This is a genomic window from Erwinia sp. JUb26 (assembly GCF_003751505.1).
Taxonomy (GTDB): Bacteria; Pseudomonadota; Gammaproteobacteria; order Enterobacterales; family Enterobacteriaceae; genus Erwinia.
Genome location: NZ_RJVB01000009.1, coordinates 177,244 through 195,541 on the forward strand (window position 1 = coordinate 177,244; position 18,298 = coordinate 195,541).

18 protein-coding genes are annotated in these 18,298 nt (G+C 57.1%); 5 read left to right on the top strand and 13 right to left on the bottom strand.

From position 1 onward, the window contains the following. The first annotated feature begins 74 nt into the window (after window positions 1-74). Window positions 75-932, top strand: coding sequence for a 3-mercaptopyruvate sulfurtransferase (sseA, locus tag EC836_RS21195; protein WP_123336811.1), 858 nt, complete (start codon window positions 75-77; stop codon window positions 930-932). Window positions 933-991: 59 nt separating this feature from the next. Here the strand turns inward: sseA and sseB are convergent, their stop codons facing one another. The 5 genes from sseB to trmJ all read right to left on the bottom strand — a co-directional run bounded on the left by sseB (window position 992) and on the right by trmJ (window position 6,058). Next, window positions 992-1,768 (bottom strand): enhanced serine sensitivity protein SseB, encoded by a 777-nt coding sequence (sseB, locus tag EC836_RS21200; protein WP_123336813.1) that lies wholly within the window; start codon window positions 1,766-1,768, stop codon window positions 992-994. Between the two features lie 69 nt (window positions 1,769-1,837). Continuing rightward, window positions 1,838-3,130 (bottom strand): aminopeptidase PepB, encoded by a 1,293-nt coding sequence (gene pepB / locus EC836_RS21205; RefSeq protein ID WP_123336815.1) that lies wholly within the window; start codon window positions 3,128-3,130, stop codon window positions 1,838-1,840. Window positions 3,131-3,350: 220 nt separating this feature from the next. Beyond that, the gene (locus EC836_RS21210) at window positions 3,351-4,550 is read right to left on the bottom strand and encodes an IscS subfamily cysteine desulfurase (RefSeq protein WP_123336817.1); all 1,200 of its coding nucleotides are present in this window, start codon (window positions 4,548-4,550) and stop codon (window positions 3,351-3,353) included. A 121-nt stretch (window positions 4,551-4,671) separates the two neighbouring features. Further along, window positions 4,672-5,169, bottom strand: coding sequence for a Fe-S cluster assembly transcriptional regulator IscR (iscR, locus tag EC836_RS21215; RefSeq protein WP_123336820.1), 498 nt, complete (start codon window positions 5,167-5,169; stop codon window positions 4,672-4,674). A gap of 163 nt (window positions 5,170-5,332) precedes the next feature. Further along, window positions 5,333-6,058 carry a tRNA (cytosine(32)/uridine(32)-2'-O)-methyltransferase TrmJ gene (trmJ, locus tag EC836_RS21220; RefSeq protein WP_123336822.1) on the bottom strand — a complete coding sequence of 242 codons (726 nt, stop codon included), beginning with the start codon at window positions 6,056-6,058 and terminating at the stop codon, window positions 5,333-5,335. A 174-nt stretch (window positions 6,059-6,232) separates the two neighbouring features. Between trmJ and suhB the strand changes: the two genes are divergently transcribed. Beyond that, window positions 6,233-7,036, top strand: coding sequence for an inositol-1-monophosphatase (gene suhB, locus EC836_RS21225; protein ID WP_123336824.1), 804 nt, complete (start codon window positions 6,233-6,235; stop codon window positions 7,034-7,036). Between the two features lie 54 nt (window positions 7,037-7,090). Here suhB and EC836_RS21230 read toward each other — a convergent pair whose 3' ends face one another. Together EC836_RS21230 and EC836_RS21235 are read right to left on the bottom strand one after the other, a co-directional pair. After that, window positions 7,091-8,101 carry a nickel/cobalt transporter gene (locus EC836_RS21230; RefSeq protein WP_123336826.1) on the bottom strand — a complete coding sequence of 337 codons (1,011 nt, stop codon included), beginning with the start codon at window positions 8,099-8,101 and terminating at the stop codon, window positions 7,091-7,093. Beyond that, window positions 8,092-8,700 (bottom strand): DUF1007 family protein, encoded by a 609-nt coding sequence (locus EC836_RS21235; RefSeq protein WP_233599390.1) that lies wholly within the window; start codon window positions 8,698-8,700, stop codon window positions 8,092-8,094. Before EC836_RS21235 ends, EC836_RS21230 begins: the two co-directional genes overlap by 10 nt. A gap of 169 nt (window positions 8,701-8,869) precedes the next feature. Here EC836_RS21235 and csiE point away from each other — a divergent pair, with 169 nt between their 5' ends. Continuing rightward, a complete protein-coding gene (csiE, locus tag EC836_RS21240; protein ID WP_123336830.1) occupies window positions 8,870-10,141 on the top strand; it encodes a stationary phase inducible protein CsiE in 1,272 nt (423 codons plus the stop codon). On the opposite strand, the gene EC836_RS21245 is transcribed toward csiE, so the two are convergent. Together EC836_RS21245 and glyA are read right to left on the bottom strand one after the other, a co-directional pair. Continuing rightward, a complete protein-coding gene (locus EC836_RS21245) occupies window positions 10,138-11,274 on the bottom strand; it encodes a 3-phenylpropionate MFS transporter (protein ID WP_123336832.1) in 1,137 nt (378 codons plus the stop codon). The genes csiE and EC836_RS21245 overlap by 4 nt on opposite strands. Before the next feature lie 122 nt (window positions 11,275-11,396). After that, a complete protein-coding gene (gene glyA / locus EC836_RS21250; protein ID WP_123336834.1) occupies window positions 11,397-12,650 on the bottom strand; it encodes a serine hydroxymethyltransferase in 1,254 nt (417 codons plus the stop codon). 9 nt (window positions 12,651-12,659) lie between these two features. On the opposite strand from glyA, the gene EC836_RS25160 reads away from it, so the two are divergent. Beyond that, on the top strand, window positions 12,660-12,731 hold the full coding sequence (locus EC836_RS25160) for a hypothetical protein (RefSeq protein ID WP_370348342.1): 72 nt from the start codon (window positions 12,660-12,662) through the stop codon (window positions 12,729-12,731). A 169-nt stretch (window positions 12,732-12,900) separates the two neighbouring features. Here the strand turns inward: EC836_RS25160 and glnB are convergent, their stop codons facing one another. From glnB to EC836_RS21270, 4 genes are all read right to left on the bottom strand, one after another. Next, window positions 12,901-13,239 (bottom strand): nitrogen regulatory protein P-II, encoded by a 339-nt coding sequence (glnB, locus tag EC836_RS21255; protein ID WP_056238873.1) that lies wholly within the window; start codon window positions 13,237-13,239, stop codon window positions 12,901-12,903. 137 nt (window positions 13,240-13,376) lie between these two features. Then, complete coding sequence (gene glrR / locus EC836_RS21260) at window positions 13,377-14,711, bottom strand: two-component system response regulator GlrR (RefSeq protein ID WP_123336836.1); 1,335 nt, start codon at window positions 14,709-14,711, stop codon at window positions 13,377-13,379. Then, window positions 14,708-15,448, bottom strand: a complete 741-nt coding sequence (gene qseG, locus EC836_RS21265; protein WP_123336838.1) for a two-component system QseEF-associated lipoprotein QseG — start codon at window positions 15,446-15,448, stop codon at window positions 14,708-14,710. Before qseG ends, glrR begins: the two co-directional genes overlap by 4 nt. A 2-nt stretch (window positions 15,449-15,450) precedes the next feature. Then, window positions 15,451-16,878, bottom strand: coding sequence for a HAMP domain-containing sensor histidine kinase (locus EC836_RS21270; RefSeq protein WP_123336840.1), 1,428 nt, complete (start codon window positions 16,876-16,878; stop codon window positions 15,451-15,453). Window positions 16,879-17,900: 1,022 nt separating this feature from the next. On the opposite strand from EC836_RS21270, the gene EC836_RS24685 reads away from it, so the two are divergent. After that, a complete protein-coding gene (locus tag EC836_RS24685) occupies window positions 17,901-18,290 on the top strand; it encodes a hypothetical protein (protein WP_148050399.1) in 390 nt (129 codons plus the stop codon). The last annotated feature ends 8 nt before the right edge of the window (window positions 18,291-18,298 follow it).

Consider the following 18,298-nt stretch of genomic DNA (forward strand, 5'->3'; position numbering starts at 1 on the left):
TACCGGGATTTACCCTTGTGATAGAGGGTAAAATCGCTGACACTCAGCAAAACACTGTCAACGATGAGGACGCTATGACGACGCCTTCCCTGTTTGTGACCGCCGAGTGGCTGGCGGAGCATATTGCCGATGAAAACGTTCAGGTTCTGGATACACGCATGCTGCCGCCGGGCCAGGAATTAACGCGGGATGTGACCGCCGAGTACCTGGCTGCCCATCTGCCCGGCGCGCCGTTCTTTAATATTGAAGCGCTGTCCGACCACAACACCGCCCTGCCCCACATGCTGCCGCGTGCGGAGGCTTTCGCCGTTGCCATGCGCGAGCTGGGCGTCAGCGCGGATAAGCATCTGGTGGTGTACGACGAAGGCAATCTGTTTTCCGCGCCGCGCGCCTGGTGGATGCTGAACTATTTTGGCGCAGAGCAGGTGTCAATTCTGGCGGGCGGACTGGCCGGCTGGAAGAAAGCGAATTTACCGCTGGAAAGCGGTGAAGTCAGCCTGCCGGAAGGAGATTTCGATGCGAAGGTCACAGACAGCGATCGGGTTAAACGCGTGACCGATGTGCTGCTGGTCAGCCATGAAGGCGGCGCACAGATTGTTGATGCCCGCGCGGCAAACCGCTTCCACGGTGAAGTAGACGAACCCCGCCCGGGTCTGCACCGTGGCCATATTCCCGGCAGCCTGAACGTACCGTGGAACGGCCTGGTCAGCGAAGGCCAGCTGAAACCCGCCTCAGAACTGCGCGCCATCTTCAGTCAGCAGGGCGTCGATCTGGCCCAGCCGGTTATCGCCAGCTGTGGTTCCGGCGTCACGGCGGTGGTGGTGATTCTGGCACTGACCAGCCTGGGAATGAAAGAGGTCACGCTGTATGACGGTTCGTGGGGAGAATGGGGCAGCCGCAACGATCTGCCGATCGTTAACGATTCTCTGTAAGCTCCGTTAGCGCTCAGGCAAGAAGGCGACCCATGTGGTCGCCTTTTTTATGCCATCACTCAGAGGTTAACCACTTTGAAGTCGCGCAGGAAACTGCCCCAGCGGCGCTCGTAGAAAGGCTTGATATGGGCGATAAAGAAATGGCTGATGCCCTTATCACCTTCCACAACATGGCAAATATCGATCGGCTCATCTTCCAGCATGGTGTCGGTTGCCACGCTTCCCGTCGCCTGAATGATCGCATCAACGTCGCCGTCGGCTTCGATACCAATCAGCAGATTCGCCGGCTGGTCGGCACTTTCACGGATGTGTGCCACGTAGGCGCGGCGCACCGATTTGTATTTGGCAAACAGCTGGGTTAGCGAGTCAACCATCTGTGCAGGCGGCTCGGCGATTTCCGACAGCAGCAGGGAAGTTCCGCCTTCCAGAACGGTCTGCTGGCTGAGTGCGCTGCCGTGATCGCCCAGTAAATCGGCAATTTCACGCGGCGAAAACTCTTTCCCCTCCGGCAGCTTTGGATTCAGGAACAGCGTTTCACCGAGCGTCATTTCAAACAGCGTGCGCAGCGGCATTACCAGGTAAGCCTGCTCGCTGCTGACCGCCTGCTCCAGAGCGCTAACGGACGTGAAGCAGGGAATAATGCTGGTGCCGTCGTCTTTTTCCCAGTGTTGCAAATCCACCGGGGTGTTGGCATCAATCGCAGAACCGGCCTCGGCACTTTCGCCCGGGACCACCACGCTGGCATCCATCAGCAGGGAGAAAAACTCGGGGCGGTGTGCGGGTTCACTGGCGGCCAGCTTCAGCACCTCTTCAAGGCGCGGGTTAAGTTCGTTCATGGTGATGTTCTTTTGGTTACGGGCCATGTTTTAGCGGGCGATCCGCGAATGAAGATCGCCCAAACGCCATTATTCGTGGCTCAGCAGCAGGTTAGCGACGGTGCGTACGCCCAGACCGGTTGCGCCGGCAGACCACTGGTCCACCGCGCCTTTACGGTAGGTGGCAGAACAGTCGATGTGCAGCCAGCCGGTCTTATATTCACTGACGAAGTGTGACAGGAAGGCAGCTGCGGTGCTGGCTCCGGCCGGATTTGCCGCACTGGCGATGTTGTTAAGATCGGCAAAGTTTGACGGCAGATGGCCACGGTGGAACTCCGCCAGCGGCAGGCGCCAGAACGGCTCGCTCTCTTCTTCGGCACAGCTTAACAGCGACTGCGCCAGCGCGTCGTCAAAGCTGAACAGGGCGTGATAATCGTTACCCAGCGCGGTTTTCGCCGCCCCGGTCAGGGTAGCCGCATCGACGATCAGCTTTGGCTTCAGCGCGCTGGCATCAATCAGGCCATCGGCCAGAACCAGGCGACCTTCGGCATCCGTGTTCATCACCTCAACGGTTTTGCCGTTGCGGTAGCGGATGATGTCGCCAAGCTTAAAGGCGTTGCCGCTGACCATGTTATCCGCGCAGCAGAGGATCAGCTTCACCCGTTTGTCCAGACCACGGGCAACCGCCAGCGCCAGCGCGCCGGTCAGGGTGGCCGCACCGCCCATATCCGACTTCATGGAATCCATGAAACTGCTCTGCTTCAGGCTGTAGCCGCCAGTGTCGAAGGTAATCCCTTTGCCCACCAGGCAGGCGAAGACCGGTGCGTCTTCTTTACCTGACGGATTAAAATCCAGCGTCAGCAGCACCGGGCTGCGAGAAGAACCGCGCCCGACGGTGTGCAAACCGGCATAATTTTGCAGGCGCAGATCTTCGCCTTTGGTGATGCGGTAGCTGACGCTATCGCCGCCGACATCGCACAGCAGATCCACCGCGCGGGTCGCCAGCTGCTCAGGCCCCAGCTCTTCCGCTGACATATTGATGGTGTCACGCACCCAGTCAACGATCTTCAGACGGCTGTTCAGTTCTTTGGTGTCAGCGTCATTCAGCGCAGCCCACTCCACCTGACGCGCTCCTTTTGGTGCGCGGTAGCCCTGCCAGAATGCCCAGCTGTTTTCCAGATCCCAGCCGTCGCCGCTCAGGCTGATATGACGGATCCCCTGCCCGCCGATTTTTCTCGCGGCGCGCTGGATAATATTCTGTGCATCTTTGCCGGTGAGATGGATCGTCATTCCGCTGTCGTTGCTGGTGAGGATCGCTTTTTCGCCCCAGCGCGGATCGGCCGCAGCCGTTGACAGGGTAATGTTCATTACAGAGGTGGTCATCGCATGGCTCCTTTTCATTTTTCACGTCGTGGACCGGAGATCCCCGGCCTCTGCGATTTGCCGCAGGACAGATGCTATTCAAAATCGACGCACCAGACTAACAGAAATGCGCAAAAGATGTTTTCACCGCATGCTGTCAGCCGTGCTTTTATGCTGAATGTGAAACGGGCCGAAGAGTTAATTCGGCCCGTTGGCAAAATGCGGATTTCCAGGCTAACGTCTAGCTGGCAGCCGCCACACCTGCGGCCTTGAACGCCGCCCACTGTGGGGAAACGTCGCGCATCCGCGCAATCGATTTCACGATCAGCGCGATCGCATAGTCAATCTCTTCAGCGGTGGTGAAACGCCCCAACGAGAATCGCAGTGAGCTGTAGGCAAGATCGTCGCTCACGCCCATTGCGCGCAGCACGTAGGAAGGTTCCAGGCTGGCTGAGGTACAGGCCGAACCGGATGAAACGGCCAGATCCTTCAGCGCCATGATCAGCGCTTCGCCGTCAACGTAGCCGAAGCTGATATTGAGGATATTCTGTGCACCGTGCTCAAACGAACCGTTGAGATGAACCTGCTCAATCACGCCGATCCCCGTCCAGAAACGCGCTCGCAGTGCTGCGAGGCGCGTCATCTCTTCGGCCATCTCTGCTTTCGCGATGCGATAGGCTTCACCCATGCCGACAATCTGATGCACCGGCAGCGTACCGGAACGCATGCCGCGCTCGTGGCCACCGCCGTGGATCTGCGCCTCAATTCGCACCTTTGGCTTACGGCGAACGTACAGCGCGCCAATGCCTTTTGGGCCGTAAATTTTATGAGCAGAAACGGACATTAAATCGACGCTCAGCGTGTTGAGATCGATCGGCAGTTTGCCCACGCTCTGGGTAGCGTCAACGTGGAAGAGGATCCCACGGGAGCGGCACAGTTCGCCGATGGCAGCAATGTCCTGAATTACACCGGTTTCGTTGTTCACCTGCATAATTGACACCAGTACCGTGTCATCACGAAGCGCGGCTTCCAGCTGGGCAAGATCGATTACGCCGTCTGCCTGAGGATTAAGCCAGGTGACGCTGTAGCCTTCGCGCTCAAGCTGCGCGCAGGTATCCAGCACGGCCTTATGCTCTGTGGTGCAGGTAACAATGTGGCGGCCTTTTTCCTGATTTGCCTCAGCGGCACCTTTAATCGCCAGGTTATTGGCTTCGGTTGCACCGGAGGTAAACACGATTTCACGGGGATCGGCACCGATCAGTTCGGCAACCTGGTTGCGGGCGATATCAACGGCTTCTTCCGACTGCCAGCCAAAACGGTGGGAACGCGAGGCCGGATTACCAAAGGTTCCATCAAGGGTGAGGTGCTGCATCATCTTCGCGGCAACGCGAGGGTCGGCCGGCGTGGTGGCGGAGTAATCGAGGTAAATCGGTAATTTCATTGCGAGTCAGGCTCCGTACAGGTTTTCCCTGAGCTTTCAGCCCGCTGTCACCGGGACGACAATCTGAAAGCTCAGGGATACATAATCTGCACGACGCTTAAAAGACTCGGTTAAATGAGGATCAGGCGCGCAGATTAACGTTAATGGTTTCGAGCACACGACCGTTGGGTACGCGGCGAATTTCGTTACTGTTCTGGCGGTCGGCAACTTCCAGGATTTCCTGATTGTTAACCAGCTCGGCCAGGGTAATGTTGTTCAGGAAGTCGCTGATGCGTTCGCTCAGGTCGCGCCACAGTACGTGGGTCAGGCAACGCTCGCCGCCCTGGCAGCCTTCTTTGCCCTGGCATTTAGTGGCATCAACGGATTCGTCAACGGCAGTAATCACTGCACCGACCGCGATCGCATCAGACCCTTTACCCAGCAGATAACCACCACCCGGACCACGTACGCTGGCAACCAGACCATGCTTGCGCAGACGAGAGAACAGCTGCTCAAGATAAGACAGGGAGATGCCCTGACGCTCTGAAATATCAGCTAAAGGTACCGGACCTTCGTGAGAGTGCAGTGCAACATCGAGCATAGCGGTAACAGCATAACGGCCTTTGGATGTCAGTCTCATGGCTTACGACCTCGGTTATAACCCTGGATGGGTGTTAACAAAATATGGACGCAAGTCTGCCATTCCTGAGTAATTTGGTCAAGTATTTAACCGAGTAAAACACTCAACTATTTAACCAAGTGTTTCACTCAAGTATTAAGTTATTGATTTAATTTAAAAACAATCAATTTTCCCGCTTTTTTTCAAGGGATGAAAGCATGCCGCGGAGGATATTTAGCTCGTCCTTTTCCGGGCGCGCACGGGTAAACAGGCGGCGCATTTTGCTCATAACCTGCCCCGGAGTCGCCTCGCGAATGAAGCCGCTGGCGACCATCATCTTCTCCATATGCTGGTAAAAACGCTCTAAATCGTCCACCAGCGGATAAGGTGATTCGGTCACTTCAGGCGCGTCTTTTTCCTGCGATTGCAGCCAGGCCATGCGCACTTCATAGGTAATGACCTGAACGGCCATTGCCAGGTTTAGCGAGCTGTATTCCGGGTTCGCGGCAATCGCCACGTGGTAGTGGCACTTTTGCAGTTCTTCATTGGTCAGGCCTACGCGTTCACGACCAAACACCAGCGCAACCGGCGCCTGTTGCCCCTCTTCCACGCTTTTCAGGCCGCATTCACGCGGATCGAGCATCGGCCACGGCAACGAACGGGAACGTGCGCTGGTGCCAACAACAAGACTGCAGCCGGCTATCGCTTCATCAAAGGTATCGACGATAGTGGCACTACCAATGACATCGCTGGCACCGGCGGCCAGGGCAATCGCCTGCGAGTCAGGTTTCACCAGTGGATTAACCAGATAAAGGTTTGTTAAACCCATGGTTTTCATAGCACGGGCGACGGAGCCCATATTGCCGGTGTGGGACGTTTCAACCAGTACGATTCGGATATTTTGCAGCATGAGAGTGTCAGGTGTGAGGAATAATTTAACGATGCTATCATATTTTCAGGACATTTGCCGTTCTCCCTGCTATAGTACGCGCCGTTTTATATCCAACTACGGCGGCGGCCACTAAGCGGCAGGCTGGCGGTAGTAAGAGATACCGTTCTTTAACATCCAGTGAGACGATACTACATGCATCCGATGCTCAACATCGCCGTGCGCGCTGCGCGCAAGGCCGGAAACGTAATTGCTAAGAACTATGAAACCCCGGACGCAGTCGAAGCCAGCCAGAAAGGCAGCAATGACTTTGTTACCAATGTTGACCGCGAAGCGGAACGCCAGATTATCGAGGTGATTCGCAAGTCTTACCCGAAACACACCATTATTACTGAAGAAAGTGGTGAGTTAGCCGGTGAAGATCAGGATATACAGTGGATTATCGACCCTCTGGATGGCACCACCAACTTCATCAAACGTCTGCCTCACTTCTCTGTTTCTATCGCCGTGCGCATTAAAGGCCGCACCGAAGTGGCGGTAGTTTATGACCCAATGCGTAATGAACTGTTCAGCGCCGTTCGCGGCCAGGGCGCACAGCTTAACGGCTATCGTCTGCGCGGCAGCACCGCTCGCGACCTGGATGGCACCATCCTGGCGACCGGTTTCCCGTTCAAGCTGAAACAGCACGCCACCCCTTATATCAACATCGTTGGCAAACTGTTCACCCAGTGTGCAGACTTCCGCCGTACCGGTTCCGCCGCGCTGGATCTGGCCTACACCGCCGCCGGCCGCGTTGACGGTTATTTCGAAATCGGCCTGAAGCCGTGGGATTTCGCAGCCGGTGAACTGCTGGTTCGTGAAGCCGGTGGTCTGGTGACCGACTTTGTTGGCGCACACGGTTATATGCTTTCAGGAAACATCGTTGCCGGTAACCCGCGCGTGGTGAAATCTATCCTGGCCAGCATCCGTGATGAGCTGAGCGAAGCGCTGAAGCGTTAATCTTTACCCGTCTCACTAAGGCCGACCTGACGTCGGCCTTTTTTTTGCCCGAAATTAACGGGCAAACAGCGGACGAATGCCCCCCGAGATATCCGGCTGCGCGCTCAGCCACAGTACGATCCCCGCCGCCAGCAGCAGTATTCCTCCGCTGAGCGCCAGGCAGTTCAGCGCCACCTTCTGCCAGCCCGCAGCGGGACGATCGCGGCTCAGGCGCAGCGCCAGTACCCTGGAAATTTGCACCAGCAGCGCCATGCCGGAGACGGTGAATGCCGTCCCCAGCGCCATCGCTATCGCCGACAGCACGCCCCAGCCGTATACCCCGATCACCTTTGAGAACAGCAGCATCATGATTGCCCCAGAGCAGGGGCGCATTCCCATCGACAGCACCACCAGGCTTTTGGTTTTCCAGCCCACGGCGGCGGCCAGCTGGGCGCTGTCCGGTACGTGCTGATGCCCGCAGCCGCAGCTTTCGCTGTGCTGGTGATCGGCTGGCACAATGCGATGAATGGTGATGCCGCTGGCTTTGCCGGAAGCGCGCAGCGTGCGCAGCATCGCCCGCCCCGCGCGCCAGCACAGCCATAATCCCAGCCCGGCCACCAGCAGATAGCTGCTTTTTTCCAGCCAGTAGCTGCTGAGATGTAGCTGCCGCGAAGAGAGCTTCAGCACCACCAGCATTATCGTGACCAGCGCAATGGCCACGCCGCCCTGCACCACCGCCGCCATCATGGTCAGCTGCAGGCTGGTTTTTACCCGGGTAGGATGCGTGGCAAGAAAAGTGGCGATCACCACCTTGCCGTGCCCCGGCCCGAGCGCGTGCAAAACGCCATACAGCAGGCTGAAGCCCATCAGCGTCAGCCCGGCCTGCTGCGGATGGCTGGCAACCTGCTGCAGCAGCGCGGTCATCTGCTGGTGCAGGCTTTTCTGCCAGAGAATGCTTTGCAGCAGAATTTGCGGCCAGAACTGCCACACCAGCATCGCGCAGGCAATCAGGACAACGACCAGCAGATACAGCGGCCACAGCTGCCGCCAGCGGCGCGCCGACGTCGGCAGGATACTTACTGACATACCAGCGTCACCGTCTGAGCAAACTGGCGACCGAGATCCATCTCTTCCGCCGGGGCATCGGCTTTATCCAGCGATAGTGCATAGGCCTGCATAGACGCGTCAGGCTTTGGCGTTTTCAGCTCAAATTTGCACTCATTTACCAGCTCATCGGGGATTTTCAACGATTTTTCCGAGTCGTAATACATATCAACAAAGTAGGTTGGGTCGAAGGTGGAGAAGACAAAGCGCTGGCCCTTAAACGGCTGCGGAAGCGCCAGCGGCAGCACGAATTCCAGCACTGCCTGGTGGCCCTGCCGGGACAGGTGATACTCCGGCGGCAGATTCTCAAATTTTACCGGCTGCTTCTGATGCCAGAACTCGGTGAAGTAGTGCTGCCCGAGCACGTTCGCCATCACTTCTGCCGCCAGCTTCTTCCAGACAACCGAATCGGGTTTAGCGTCGGCGGCGTCGTACAGCAGATCGGCGGAGGTAATTTCATCCATTACCCAGTGCATCTTTAGCCCGGTGATATTGTCCCCCTGGTGTACCAGGGTGGTTTGCATATCAATAAAGCTGTGCGGATGCGACCACGCCGCAGGCACAACCGTAACGGCCAGCATCAGCCCCACAATGTATCTGTTATAACGTAACAAATTCAACCCCATTCCAGGATTTCCCAATTATTTTTGTGACCTGCCTTTAAAAGCGCCGAATAAACGTCTACAGACTCTCCACAGCCGCAGAGAGTCAGGCTAGGATTAACACAATATACGTTTAGCGGGAGCGCAGATGACGAGTGATTACTCACCAGAAACCTCTGTTTTTTCCCGTCAGCAACGGCGCTGCCACCTCATTTTAATGCTTTGTCTTCCAGAACCTGAGGTTACGCTGGAAATGTACTGCCAGCTGAACGGGGTGGAAGACGCGGTAGCCCGGCAAGATATAGCGGAGGTTACGCTGGAGATCCAGCGTTATCACCAGCTGATTATCGAACAGGATCAACAGGGGTTACTACGGCTGAACGGCGCGCAGCTGAACCAGCGCCTTTGTCTGCTGCACGGCTTACGCCGGGCACTGCGGCTATCCCCTGACTTTGTCTGCCACTATTTCACTCCGAGGATCAGGCAGCGTCTGCAGCGTAACGAGGTCAGCAAGGCACTGTATGATGAGCATAATTTACAGGCACTGATCCAGCACTGTTCCCGGCAGCTTATGCGGGAGTACAACGCCCGTGACCGCCATTTTTTGCAGATTTACCTGCAGTACTCGCTCGCACACGACTGCCTGGTGGATTTTAATCCTGAGCAGGCTCGCTGGCTGAGTGTCAAAACGGAGTACGCACTGGCGCAGGAGATCCTTCGCTGCTGGCACCGGCAGGGCTACCAGCAAACCTCAGCGGATGATGCTATCCCGCTGGCGCTGCTGTTTAGCCAGCTGCATATTCCCAGCGTCAGCCAGCCCGTCGGTGAACATGAAAGCCAGCTCCTGCTGGCGATTCAACAGCTTATTCTACGCTTTCAGCAGCTGTCGGGCATGCAGTTCAGCAACCATGACGAGCTGTGTGCCCAACTGTTCAGCCATCTGGGGCAGGCGCTGGAGCGGGTGCAGTTTGCCGTGGGGATTGATCACACGCTGGTGGAAGACGTCGCCAGGCAGTATCCGCGCCTGCTGCGAACGACCCGTGCCGCGCTGGTTGAGTTCGAACAACAATTCTCGCTGCAATTCTCTGATGAAGAGCTGGGGCTGACGGCTATTATCTTTGGTGCCTGGCTGATGCAGGAGAATGCCCTGCATGAAAAACAGGTGCTGCTGCTGACCGGCTTTGACCGCGAGCTGGAGCGCTGTGTTGAACAGCAGCTGCGCGAACTGACGCTGCTGCCGCTGAACATCAAATACCTGACGGTGGATGACTATCAGCGTAACAGCGCGCCAAAGGGAATATCCCTGGTGATTACGCCGTATGTCACCACGCTGCCGCTGTTTTCACCGCCGCTGATCCACGCGGAACTGCCGCTGGGCGAACACCAGCAGCGCAGCATCCGGGCGCTGCTGGAAAGCTAACGGACCTTTGGCCGCAGGAAAAGAGCGGGTACCACAAGCAGCGCCATCACCCAGAACACCCCGCCATGCAGATGCTGGAACAGCACGCCGCAGATCATGGTCATAATGGCAATTCCGCCGCCCATCGCCAGCGCCGAATAAAGGGACTGCAGGCGGATGACTTCCGCCCCCTCACGGGAGGCAATAAAGCGCATCGCCGCCAGGTGGCAAATAGTGAAGCTGCCGCAGTGAAGGATCTGCGCCACAACCAGCCAGCCCAGATCGGTAGTGGTGGCCATCAGGCTCCAGCGAACGATCGCCGCAACGCCGGAGAGCAGCAGCAGATCCCGGGCGCGCCAGCGGCGGAACAGCCGATTGCTCGAGGCAAAGATGATAATCTCAGCCACCACGCCCAGCGACCACAGATAGCCCACCACGCTGGCCGAATAGCCCGCCTGCTTCCAGTAGATAGCACTAAAACCATAGTAGGCGGCGTGCGCCCCCTGCATCAGCGTCACGCAGAGCATAAAGCGCCATACCGAATTCTCCCGCAGCATCTGCAACCACACCTGCCAGCCGGCATGGCTGCCCTGCTTCGCCGAGCCCTGCGGCATCACCGCCGGACGCAGCAGCATCCCGGCCAGCATCGCGCCGCAGCCTGCGCACAGCAGCATCAAAATCGCCTGGTGGGAATACTGATTGACCAGCACGCCGGTCAGCGCCGAGCTGATGACAAACGCCAGCGATCCCCACAGCCGCACCGGTCCGTACGGCAGCGCGATTTGCCGCTGCCAGGTGGCGGCCAGCGCATCGCTCAGCGGCACCAGCGGAGAGAACACGAGGTTAAAGCCCACCATTACCATCAGCAGCCAGAACCACTGCGATCCAAAGCAGAAACCAAGGGCAAACAGCAGACTTATTAGCGCCAGCAGGCGCAAGGCATTGACCAGCTGAGAGGGATTAGTAACGCGGGAAGCAATCAGCAGGCTGCCGGTGAAGCGGGCGATCATGCCGCAGCCCAACAGCAGACCGATCTGTTCGGGCTTCATGCCGCTGCCTTCCAGCCAAACGCCCCAAAAAGGCAGGTAGACGCCGTAGGCAAAGAAATAAGTAAAGTAGCCCAGCCCCAGCCAGTACGTCGATCGTATTGTCATGTTCCATCCGACAGAATAAGTTTCGGCGCTACTCTACACCGTGCGGACAGATAAAAAAATAACGGGGCACAATGTGCCCCGTTATCTGTGCAACGGCTCGCAGTTCAGGAACGGCTAACGGATTACGCGTATACCGGGAAGCGCGCGCAGATATCCAGAACCTGCTTCTTCACGCGCTCGCTCACGCCTTCGTCATTGATATTGTCGAGAATATCGCTGATCCAACCAGCCAGCTCGCGAACTTCAGCTTCTTTGAAACCGCGACGGGTCACAGCCGGAGAACCGATACGGATACCGGAGGTCACGAACGGGCTCTTCGGATCGTTCGGTACGCTGTTTTTGTTCACGGTGATATTAGCGCGGCCCAGAGCGGCATCGGCTTCTTTACCGGTCAGGTTTTTGTCAACCAGGTCCAGCAGGAACAGGTGGTTGTGGGTACCGCCGGAAACGACGTTATAGCCGCGCTCCAGGAACACTTCAACCATCGCCTTCGCGTTTTTAGCAACCTGCTGCTGGTAGGTTTTGAACTCTGGCTCCATCGCTTCTTTGAACGCTACCGCTTTACCCGCGATCACGTGCATCAAAGGACCACCCTGGCCGCCAGGGAAGACCGCAGAGTTCAGTTTCTTATACAGATCTTCGTCACCGCCCTGCGCCAGGATCAGACCACCGCGTGGGCCCGCCAGGGTTTTGTGGGTGGTTGAGGTGACGATATGTGCATGAGGCACCGGGTTAGGGTAAACGTCAGCCGCGATCAGGCCAGCAACGTGCGCCATATCGACGAACAGGTATGCGCCAACGCTGTCTGCGATTTCACGCATTTTAGCCCAGTCACACACGCCGGAGTAAGCGGAGAAGCCGCCTACGATCATTTTTGGCTGGTGCTGTTTAGCCAGTTCGGCCAGCTCGTTGTAGTCGATTTTGCCGGTTTCATCGATGCCGTAAGGAATGACTTTATACAGTTTACCGGACAGGTTAACCGGGGAACCGTGGGTCAGGTGACCACCGTGCGCCAGGTTCATACCCAGAATGGTATCGCCCGGCTGCAGCAGCGCGGTGTAAACCGCGAAGTTCGCCTGTGAACCGGAGTGCGGCTGCACGTTAGCATAGTCGGCACCGAACAGCGCTTTAGCACGGTCGATAGCCAGCTGCTCAACGATATCCACGTACTCACAGCCACCGTAGTAGCGTTTCCCCGGATACCCTTCGGCGTATTTGTTAGTCAGCTGGGATCCCTGAGCCTGCATTACACGTGGGCTGGTATAGTTTTCTGAAGCAATCAGCTCGATGTGCTCTTCCTGACGCACTTTCTCCTGCTCCATCGCCTGCCATAAATCGGCATCGTAATCGGCAATGTTCATTTCACGCTTTAACATCTGCATCTCCTGACTCAACTGACTTTTAATAAGGAACTTGGGGGTGTTGGGCAACAGTTTAAACTGTTACCCAGCCGTTGAATAGCGCCATGACCGCCTTTTTGCGCAAACGATTGGCTTCAAGGCCAGCAAGGCTTGGATATCATTTCTGTAAGCAGTTGGTTACGGAGTTTACTCTTTGCGGATCCGAACAGTAGAAACGAACAGGGCCTGAATATTCAGGCCCTGTTATGCGAATGAAGGACTGTGGTTAAATCGCTTCTTCGTCTTCTTCGCCGGTGCGGATACGCACAACGCGCGCCACATCAAACACGAAAATCTTGCCGTCGCCGATTTTCCCGGTCTGCGCCGTGTTCATAATGGTATCGACGCAGGTATCGACAATATCGTCCGCGACAACAATTTCGATTTTCACTTTTGGCAGGAAATCGACCATATATTCAGCACCGCGATACAGCTCGGTGTGGCCTTTCTGACGACCAAAACCTTTTACTTCCGTTACCGTCATACCGGTGATGCCGACTTCCGCCAGCGCTTCGCGCACGTCATCCAGTTTGAACGGCTTAATAATTGCATCGATCTTTTTCATAGCAGACCCTTATTTCTCCCTCCGGTATCGGACGGGTAATCAACGATTAACTTCACCGGACAGGTCACGCGGCGCGGTCTGTCTCTATTTTCAGGCAGCTAAACTACCATAATTGATAGTGAAAACGGCACTGAAAATTATTCTTTAAAATCGGCCGCGTCCAGTTCGTGTCGCGAAAGCAGTTTGTAAAACTCGGTGCGATTACGGCCCGCCAGTCGGGCAGCATTGGTGACATTTCCTTTGGTCATCTGTAACAGCTTGCGCAGATAGTTAAGCTCAAACTGATTACGCGCCTCCGCAAACGTAGGCAGTGCGGTATTTTCCCCGGCCAGCGCCTGCTCAACCAGCGCGTCGCCGATCACCGGTGCCGACGTCAGCGCCACACATTGCTCAATCACATTCACCAGCTGACGCACATTTCCCGGCCAGCTGGCGGCGATCAGGCGATGCATCGCGTCGCTGGAGAAACTGCGGACAAACGGCTTATGCCGCGCGGCCGACTGCTTCAGTAAATGGTTCGCCAGCAGCGGAATATCCTCGGCTCTTTCGTGCAGGGCCGGGATCTTCAAATTGACCACGTTTAAACGATAGAACAAATCTTCGCGAAACTCTTTTTTCTCCATCGCTTTTGGCAGATCGCGATGGGTGGCGGAGATAATGCGCACGTCGATATCCAGGTCACGATTGCTGCCCAGCGGGCGAACTTTACGTTCCTGCAGCACGCGCAGCAGCTTAACCTGCAGCGCCTGCGGCATATCACCAATTTCGTCGAGGAACAGCGTTCCGCCCTCAGCGGCCTGGAACAGGCCTTCCCTGCTGCTCACCGCACCGGTAAATGCGCCTTTCGCATGGCCAAATAGCTCGGACTCCAGCAGCTGTTCCGGCAGCGCACCGCAGTTAATGGCGATAAACGCTTTGCCCGCACGCGGGCTGGCAGCATGAATCGCCTGCGCCAGGATCTCCTTGCCCGTTCCGCTCTGGCCGTTAATCAGCACGCTGACGTCAGAGTGTGCCACCATGCGCGCCTGCTCCAGCAAACGCAGCATTAGCGGGCTGCGGGTGACGATATTTTCGCTCCACGACTCGTCCGTGGCCGGAGCCCGCTGCGCCAGCGCCTCATCGATGGCTTTATACAGCGCATCGCGGTCCACCGGCTTGGTCAGGAAGCTGAAGACGCCCTGCTGCGTGGCGGCCACGGCATCGGGAATTGAACCGTGTGCGGTAAGAATGATCACCGGCATGCCGGGATGGCGTTTCTGGATTTCGGCAAACAGCGCCATCCCGTCCATTTCATCCATACGCAAATCGCTGATTGCCAAATCGATGGTTTCGCGGTCCAGCACCCGCAGCGCTTCCGGCCCGCTTTCGGCTGTGGTAACGGCAAAACCTTCACTGCTGAGGCGCATACCAAGGAGCTTAAGCAGGCTGGGATCGTCATCCACCAGCAGCAGACGGGCTGATTTTTTTATCATGGCGTTGCATCGTCCTCTGATTTAGTGCCGGAAGATGTCGCGTCATCCGGCGCGGATTTATCCACCGCGTGGCTGCTGTCGGCCGCATCGGGCGAGCGGCGCGATGAAAGCTGGCGCTCGATGTCGGTCAGGGAATCCAGCTTGCGCCGGGTTACCGCCAGTTCCTGATTCAGCGCGATTTCCTGCTGACGTAGCGCATCAAGCTGCGCATCGCTGGTCTGCTGCAGCGTGGCGTAGCGCGTGCGTTCTGCCGACAGCTGCAACAGCGATCCCTGCCCTTCCCGCCACAGAGTCAGCAACGGGCGCACGGTGGTGGGATAGTCGAAACTGTAGTCATCAAGGCGTTGAAGATACTGGCGGCGTTCCATCGGCGTGACGTTACCGTTGTTGAGCAGGACGGCCTGTTTGAAGCGGCTCTGCCAGTTATCCGCCGGCCAGCGGCGTGCTTCGGCGCGGGCTTCGGCCGGCGACAGGCGCTGTGCGCAGTCCATCGCCCGCAGCCAGTAAAGCGGATTATTGACCACCGCCCCGTTATTAAAGCCCCAGACCTGCCCGCAGGAGACCGTCTGGAAATCCACCACGCGGTGCTCGGATTCGCTAAACGAATCATGCGTCAAATTGTTGCTTTTCTCCGGTACCTGGCTACAGCCAAGTAGCAGGGAGGCCAGCACGGAGACTGCGGCCAGTTTGCCGGAGTGGTCCAGGGACAACAGAGCAGAAAAAGGTGATAAGCGCATGACTAGTCATTCCCGGCGGTGGTATTTAATTCGATGCGGAAGCAAACATCCGCTTCCTTGCTGTCAACCAGCTGTAAATCGCCCTGCAAACGCTGCAGGCAGTCTTTGGCAATGCTCAGCCCCAGCCCGCTGCCTTTAACGGCCCCCTTCCGCTGCATATTGCCCTGGAAGAAAGGTTCGAAGATCATCGCCCGCTCGGCGGCAGGGATAGGCGTGCCGGTGTTGGCGACTTCAATGATTGCCCGGCCCCCCTGCTGGCGGCTGCGGATCCAGATGCGGCCGGATTCTGCGCCGTAGTGTACAGCATTGGAGTAGAGATTATCGATTGCCCGCAGCAACAATGTCGGCTCAGCACGACAGCTGGCAAGCTGAAGGTCGATGTCGGTATGCATCATCTTAGCGCGAGCCGTCAGGTTGTGGCTGGCCACCAGCGTGTCAATCAGGGGGGCCAGCGGCACATCCTCAAGCGGCAGCGGGCCGTCGGCCAGTTTACGGTTGTACTCAAGCAGTTGCTCAATCAGCGTTTGCAGGCGGCGACTGCTGTCATTAAGGATGCTGACCACCTCTTTCTGGTCCGCGGTTAACGGGCCAACTATCTGGTCAGCCAGCAGTTCCGTACCTTCCCGCATGCTGGCCAGCGGCGTTTTCAGCTCGTGAGAGATATGGCGCAGGAATTCATGGCGCTGCGACTCCAGCCAGGTCAGACGTTCGCTCAACCACAGAATGCGCTGCCCGAGGGAGCGAATTTCACGCGGCCCTTTAAACATCAGGTTCTGTTCAAGCTGCTGCCCCTCTCCCAGCCGGTTAATCATCCGCTCCACGGCTTTCACCGGCCCGATAATCATGCGGGTAAACAGCACCACCAACCCGAGGCTGAGAAGGAACAGCGTCAGTGCCTGCCAGCCAAAGAACTGGCCGCGATCGGCAATTTCACGCTGAAGCTGAAGCCCACGAGAGAAAACCACTTCGCGTGTGGTCTGCACCAGTTGCGTATTGGCAGATGAGAATGCCTCCAGCTGCTCGGCGGCCGCTTTTACCGGCGTGCTGTTATCGCATTTTATCTGGCTTAGCTGTGTGAGACTTTGACGCAGCGCCTGGTAGGTGCGGATGTCCGGCAGCACCGGCGCGTGGGCATCGAGCATTTGCGAATAGCGGCTGTGCTGAGTTTGATACAGCTTTTGCAGCATCGGGTTATCCAGCACGCAGTACTGACGGTAGCTACGCTCCAGTTCCAGCGCGGTGCGCGCCATCGCTTCGCTGCGGCGCACGTCGGTCAGGGTGGTGCGGTTGGTATCCGCCGCGCGATCGCTCAGCGCAGACAGGCTTTCCCAGGCCTGCCAGGCCAGCACCAGCAGCGGTAATAACACCAGTAAAAACGCCATCAGCACCAGCTGACGCAGCGATCGTGGAAACAGACGCCATTTCTTCACGGAGAGATCTCTTGTTCAGGTTATCTGTGATGCTAGCGGAGAGTGGACGGCGAGGAAAGCCAGGCGATGAAATGAAAATGGCCGGTTCACTGAACCGGCCATCGGGCGACGCTGCAGGTGAGCAGCGAAGCTGAATAGGTGGAGCCTAACTCAACGTTGCGTCCGATGTTTGATAACGTCACAAAGTGAACGATTATCGGTGGGGTGGACGACAGGCTCCGTTTTGTGCGTCATTCTGGGCGTTATGGGCACTTGACCGCTTGCGCAGGGCTGTCATAACCAGGTGAATGAGCCGCTGAATAGATTATAGCAATCATCGTGCCAGTTTTACAATTCATGTTTTAACTTATTATAAAATGGTGATTTTTAGGGTGCAGCTAAGTTTTATTGTGGACCATTTTGACCAGTCGGTCCGGCGAAGTGTCGCTGAAAAGTAACACTTTTGGCGATGTGCGAAACGTGCCATTTAAATCAATGAGTTAAATGTCTCCGTTTGGAGACAGTGGTTTGGGGGGATTGTCGGGGATATGCAACAGGAGGCTGGCGATGCACGGCCTGTTCTCGCTGGTGATTTCGGGGCTGGTGATTTCGGGGCTGTGATTTCGGGGCTGGCGTAGACGGGTTGGCCCCGGAAACGGGCGGGTCCTCGCGCCACGCGTTGCGTGGTTCCTTCTCTTCAGTCGGGAGCCTGTTCGGACCGCCGTAGACGGGGCTTCCTGCCCCGGCTGCGCCTTTTGCTCGCGTCCATGCGAGCAAATCCTGGCTCCCTCGTTACGTTCAGCGCTGCGGATTGCCCGTTTCCCGGCCCAACCCGTCTGTGCTTTGATATTGGCGTCGCTGCTTAACAACTCGTCTTTCGACATCCTATCGAATCATCAAAGGATGAAACCTGCGCACATTTTACGAACGGCGCGGCGCGGACAGTATGCATGGTCCACTCCAGACAACGATACAGACAGGGAAACCCGCTTGCCATTGAGATAATGAAATCGAAATCAGCTTGCCGATCAGGATAAACACCCATGACTGAACCCGTCTCAATTCAGATAAGAAGCGATGACGATTTCCGAAAGAGGGCCAGCCTGGGCGGCTGCCGGGCAATCCGCAGCGCTGAGGTGCAGGCGGCGGGACCGGAGAGAGCAGCATGGATGCTGCGCTCAGGCGTGGCGCGGGCAGGACGCCCGCTCCACGCCGATCCGCAAGGCCCGATGCCGAAACCGAAGGCACCGCAAAGCGGCGCGAGGACCGCCCGGCAGCCGCCCAGGCTGGCCCTCATTCACCGCAATTCCAGCAATTCCAGCAATTCCAGCTTAGCTTCAAATCTTGCCACTCATGCCGAAAAAGAGAGTGACAAAAAAAAGCCACCATCCCGAAGGACGGTGGCTTTTTCAAACCTGCCATTAGCCCGCTGATTTACAGC

Coding starts and splice junctions, on each gene's coding strand:
- sseA (WP_123336811.1), top strand. CDS start 75: ATGACGACGCCTTCCCTGTTTGTGACCGCCGAGTGGCTGGCGGAGCAT.
- sseB (WP_123336813.1), bottom strand. CDS start 1,768: ATGAACGAACTTAACCCGCGCCTTGAAGAGGTGCTGAAGCTGGCCGCC.
- pepB (WP_123336815.1), bottom strand. CDS start 3,130: ATGACCACCTCTGTAATGAACATTACCCTGTCAACGGCTGCGGCCGAT.
- EC836_RS21210 (WP_123336817.1), bottom strand. CDS start 4,550: ATGAAATTACCGATTTACCTCGATTACTCCGCCACCACGCCGGCCGAC.
- iscR (WP_123336820.1), bottom strand. CDS start 5,169: ATGAGACTGACATCCAAAGGCCGTTATGCTGTTACCGCTATGCTCGAT.
- trmJ (WP_123336822.1), bottom strand. CDS start 6,058: ATGCTGCAAAATATCCGAATCGTACTGGTTGAAACGTCCCACACCGGC.
- suhB (WP_123336824.1), top strand. CDS start 6,233: ATGCATCCGATGCTCAACATCGCCGTGCGCGCTGCGCGCAAGGCCGGA.
- EC836_RS21230 (WP_123336826.1), bottom strand. CDS start 8,101: ATGTCAGTAAGTATCCTGCCGACGTCGGCGCGCCGCTGGCGGCAGCTG.
- EC836_RS21235 (WP_233599390.1), bottom strand. CDS start 8,700: ATGCTGGCCGTTACGGTTGTGCCTGCGGCGTGGTCGCATCCGCACAGC.
- csiE (WP_123336830.1), top strand. CDS start 8,870: ATGACGAGTGATTACTCACCAGAAACCTCTGTTTTTTCCCGTCAGCAA.
- EC836_RS21245 (WP_123336832.1), bottom strand. CDS start 11,274: ATGACAATACGATCGACGTACTGGCTGGGGCTGGGCTACTTTACTTAT.
- glyA (WP_123336834.1), bottom strand. CDS start 12,650: ATGTTAAAGCGTGAAATGAACATTGCCGATTACGATGCCGATTTATGG.
- glnB (WP_056238873.1), bottom strand. CDS start 13,239: ATGAAAAAGATCGATGCAATTATTAAGCCGTTCAAACTGGATGACGTG.
- glrR (WP_123336836.1), bottom strand. CDS start 14,711: ATGATAAAAAAATCAGCCCGTCTGCTGCTGGTGGATGACGATCCCAGC.
- qseG (WP_123336838.1), bottom strand. CDS start 15,448: ATGCGCTTATCACCTTTTTCTGCTCTGTTGTCCCTGGACCACTCCGGC.
- EC836_RS24685 (WP_148050399.1), top strand. CDS start 17,901: ATGACTGAACCCGTCTCAATTCAGATAAGAAGCGATGACGATTTCCGA.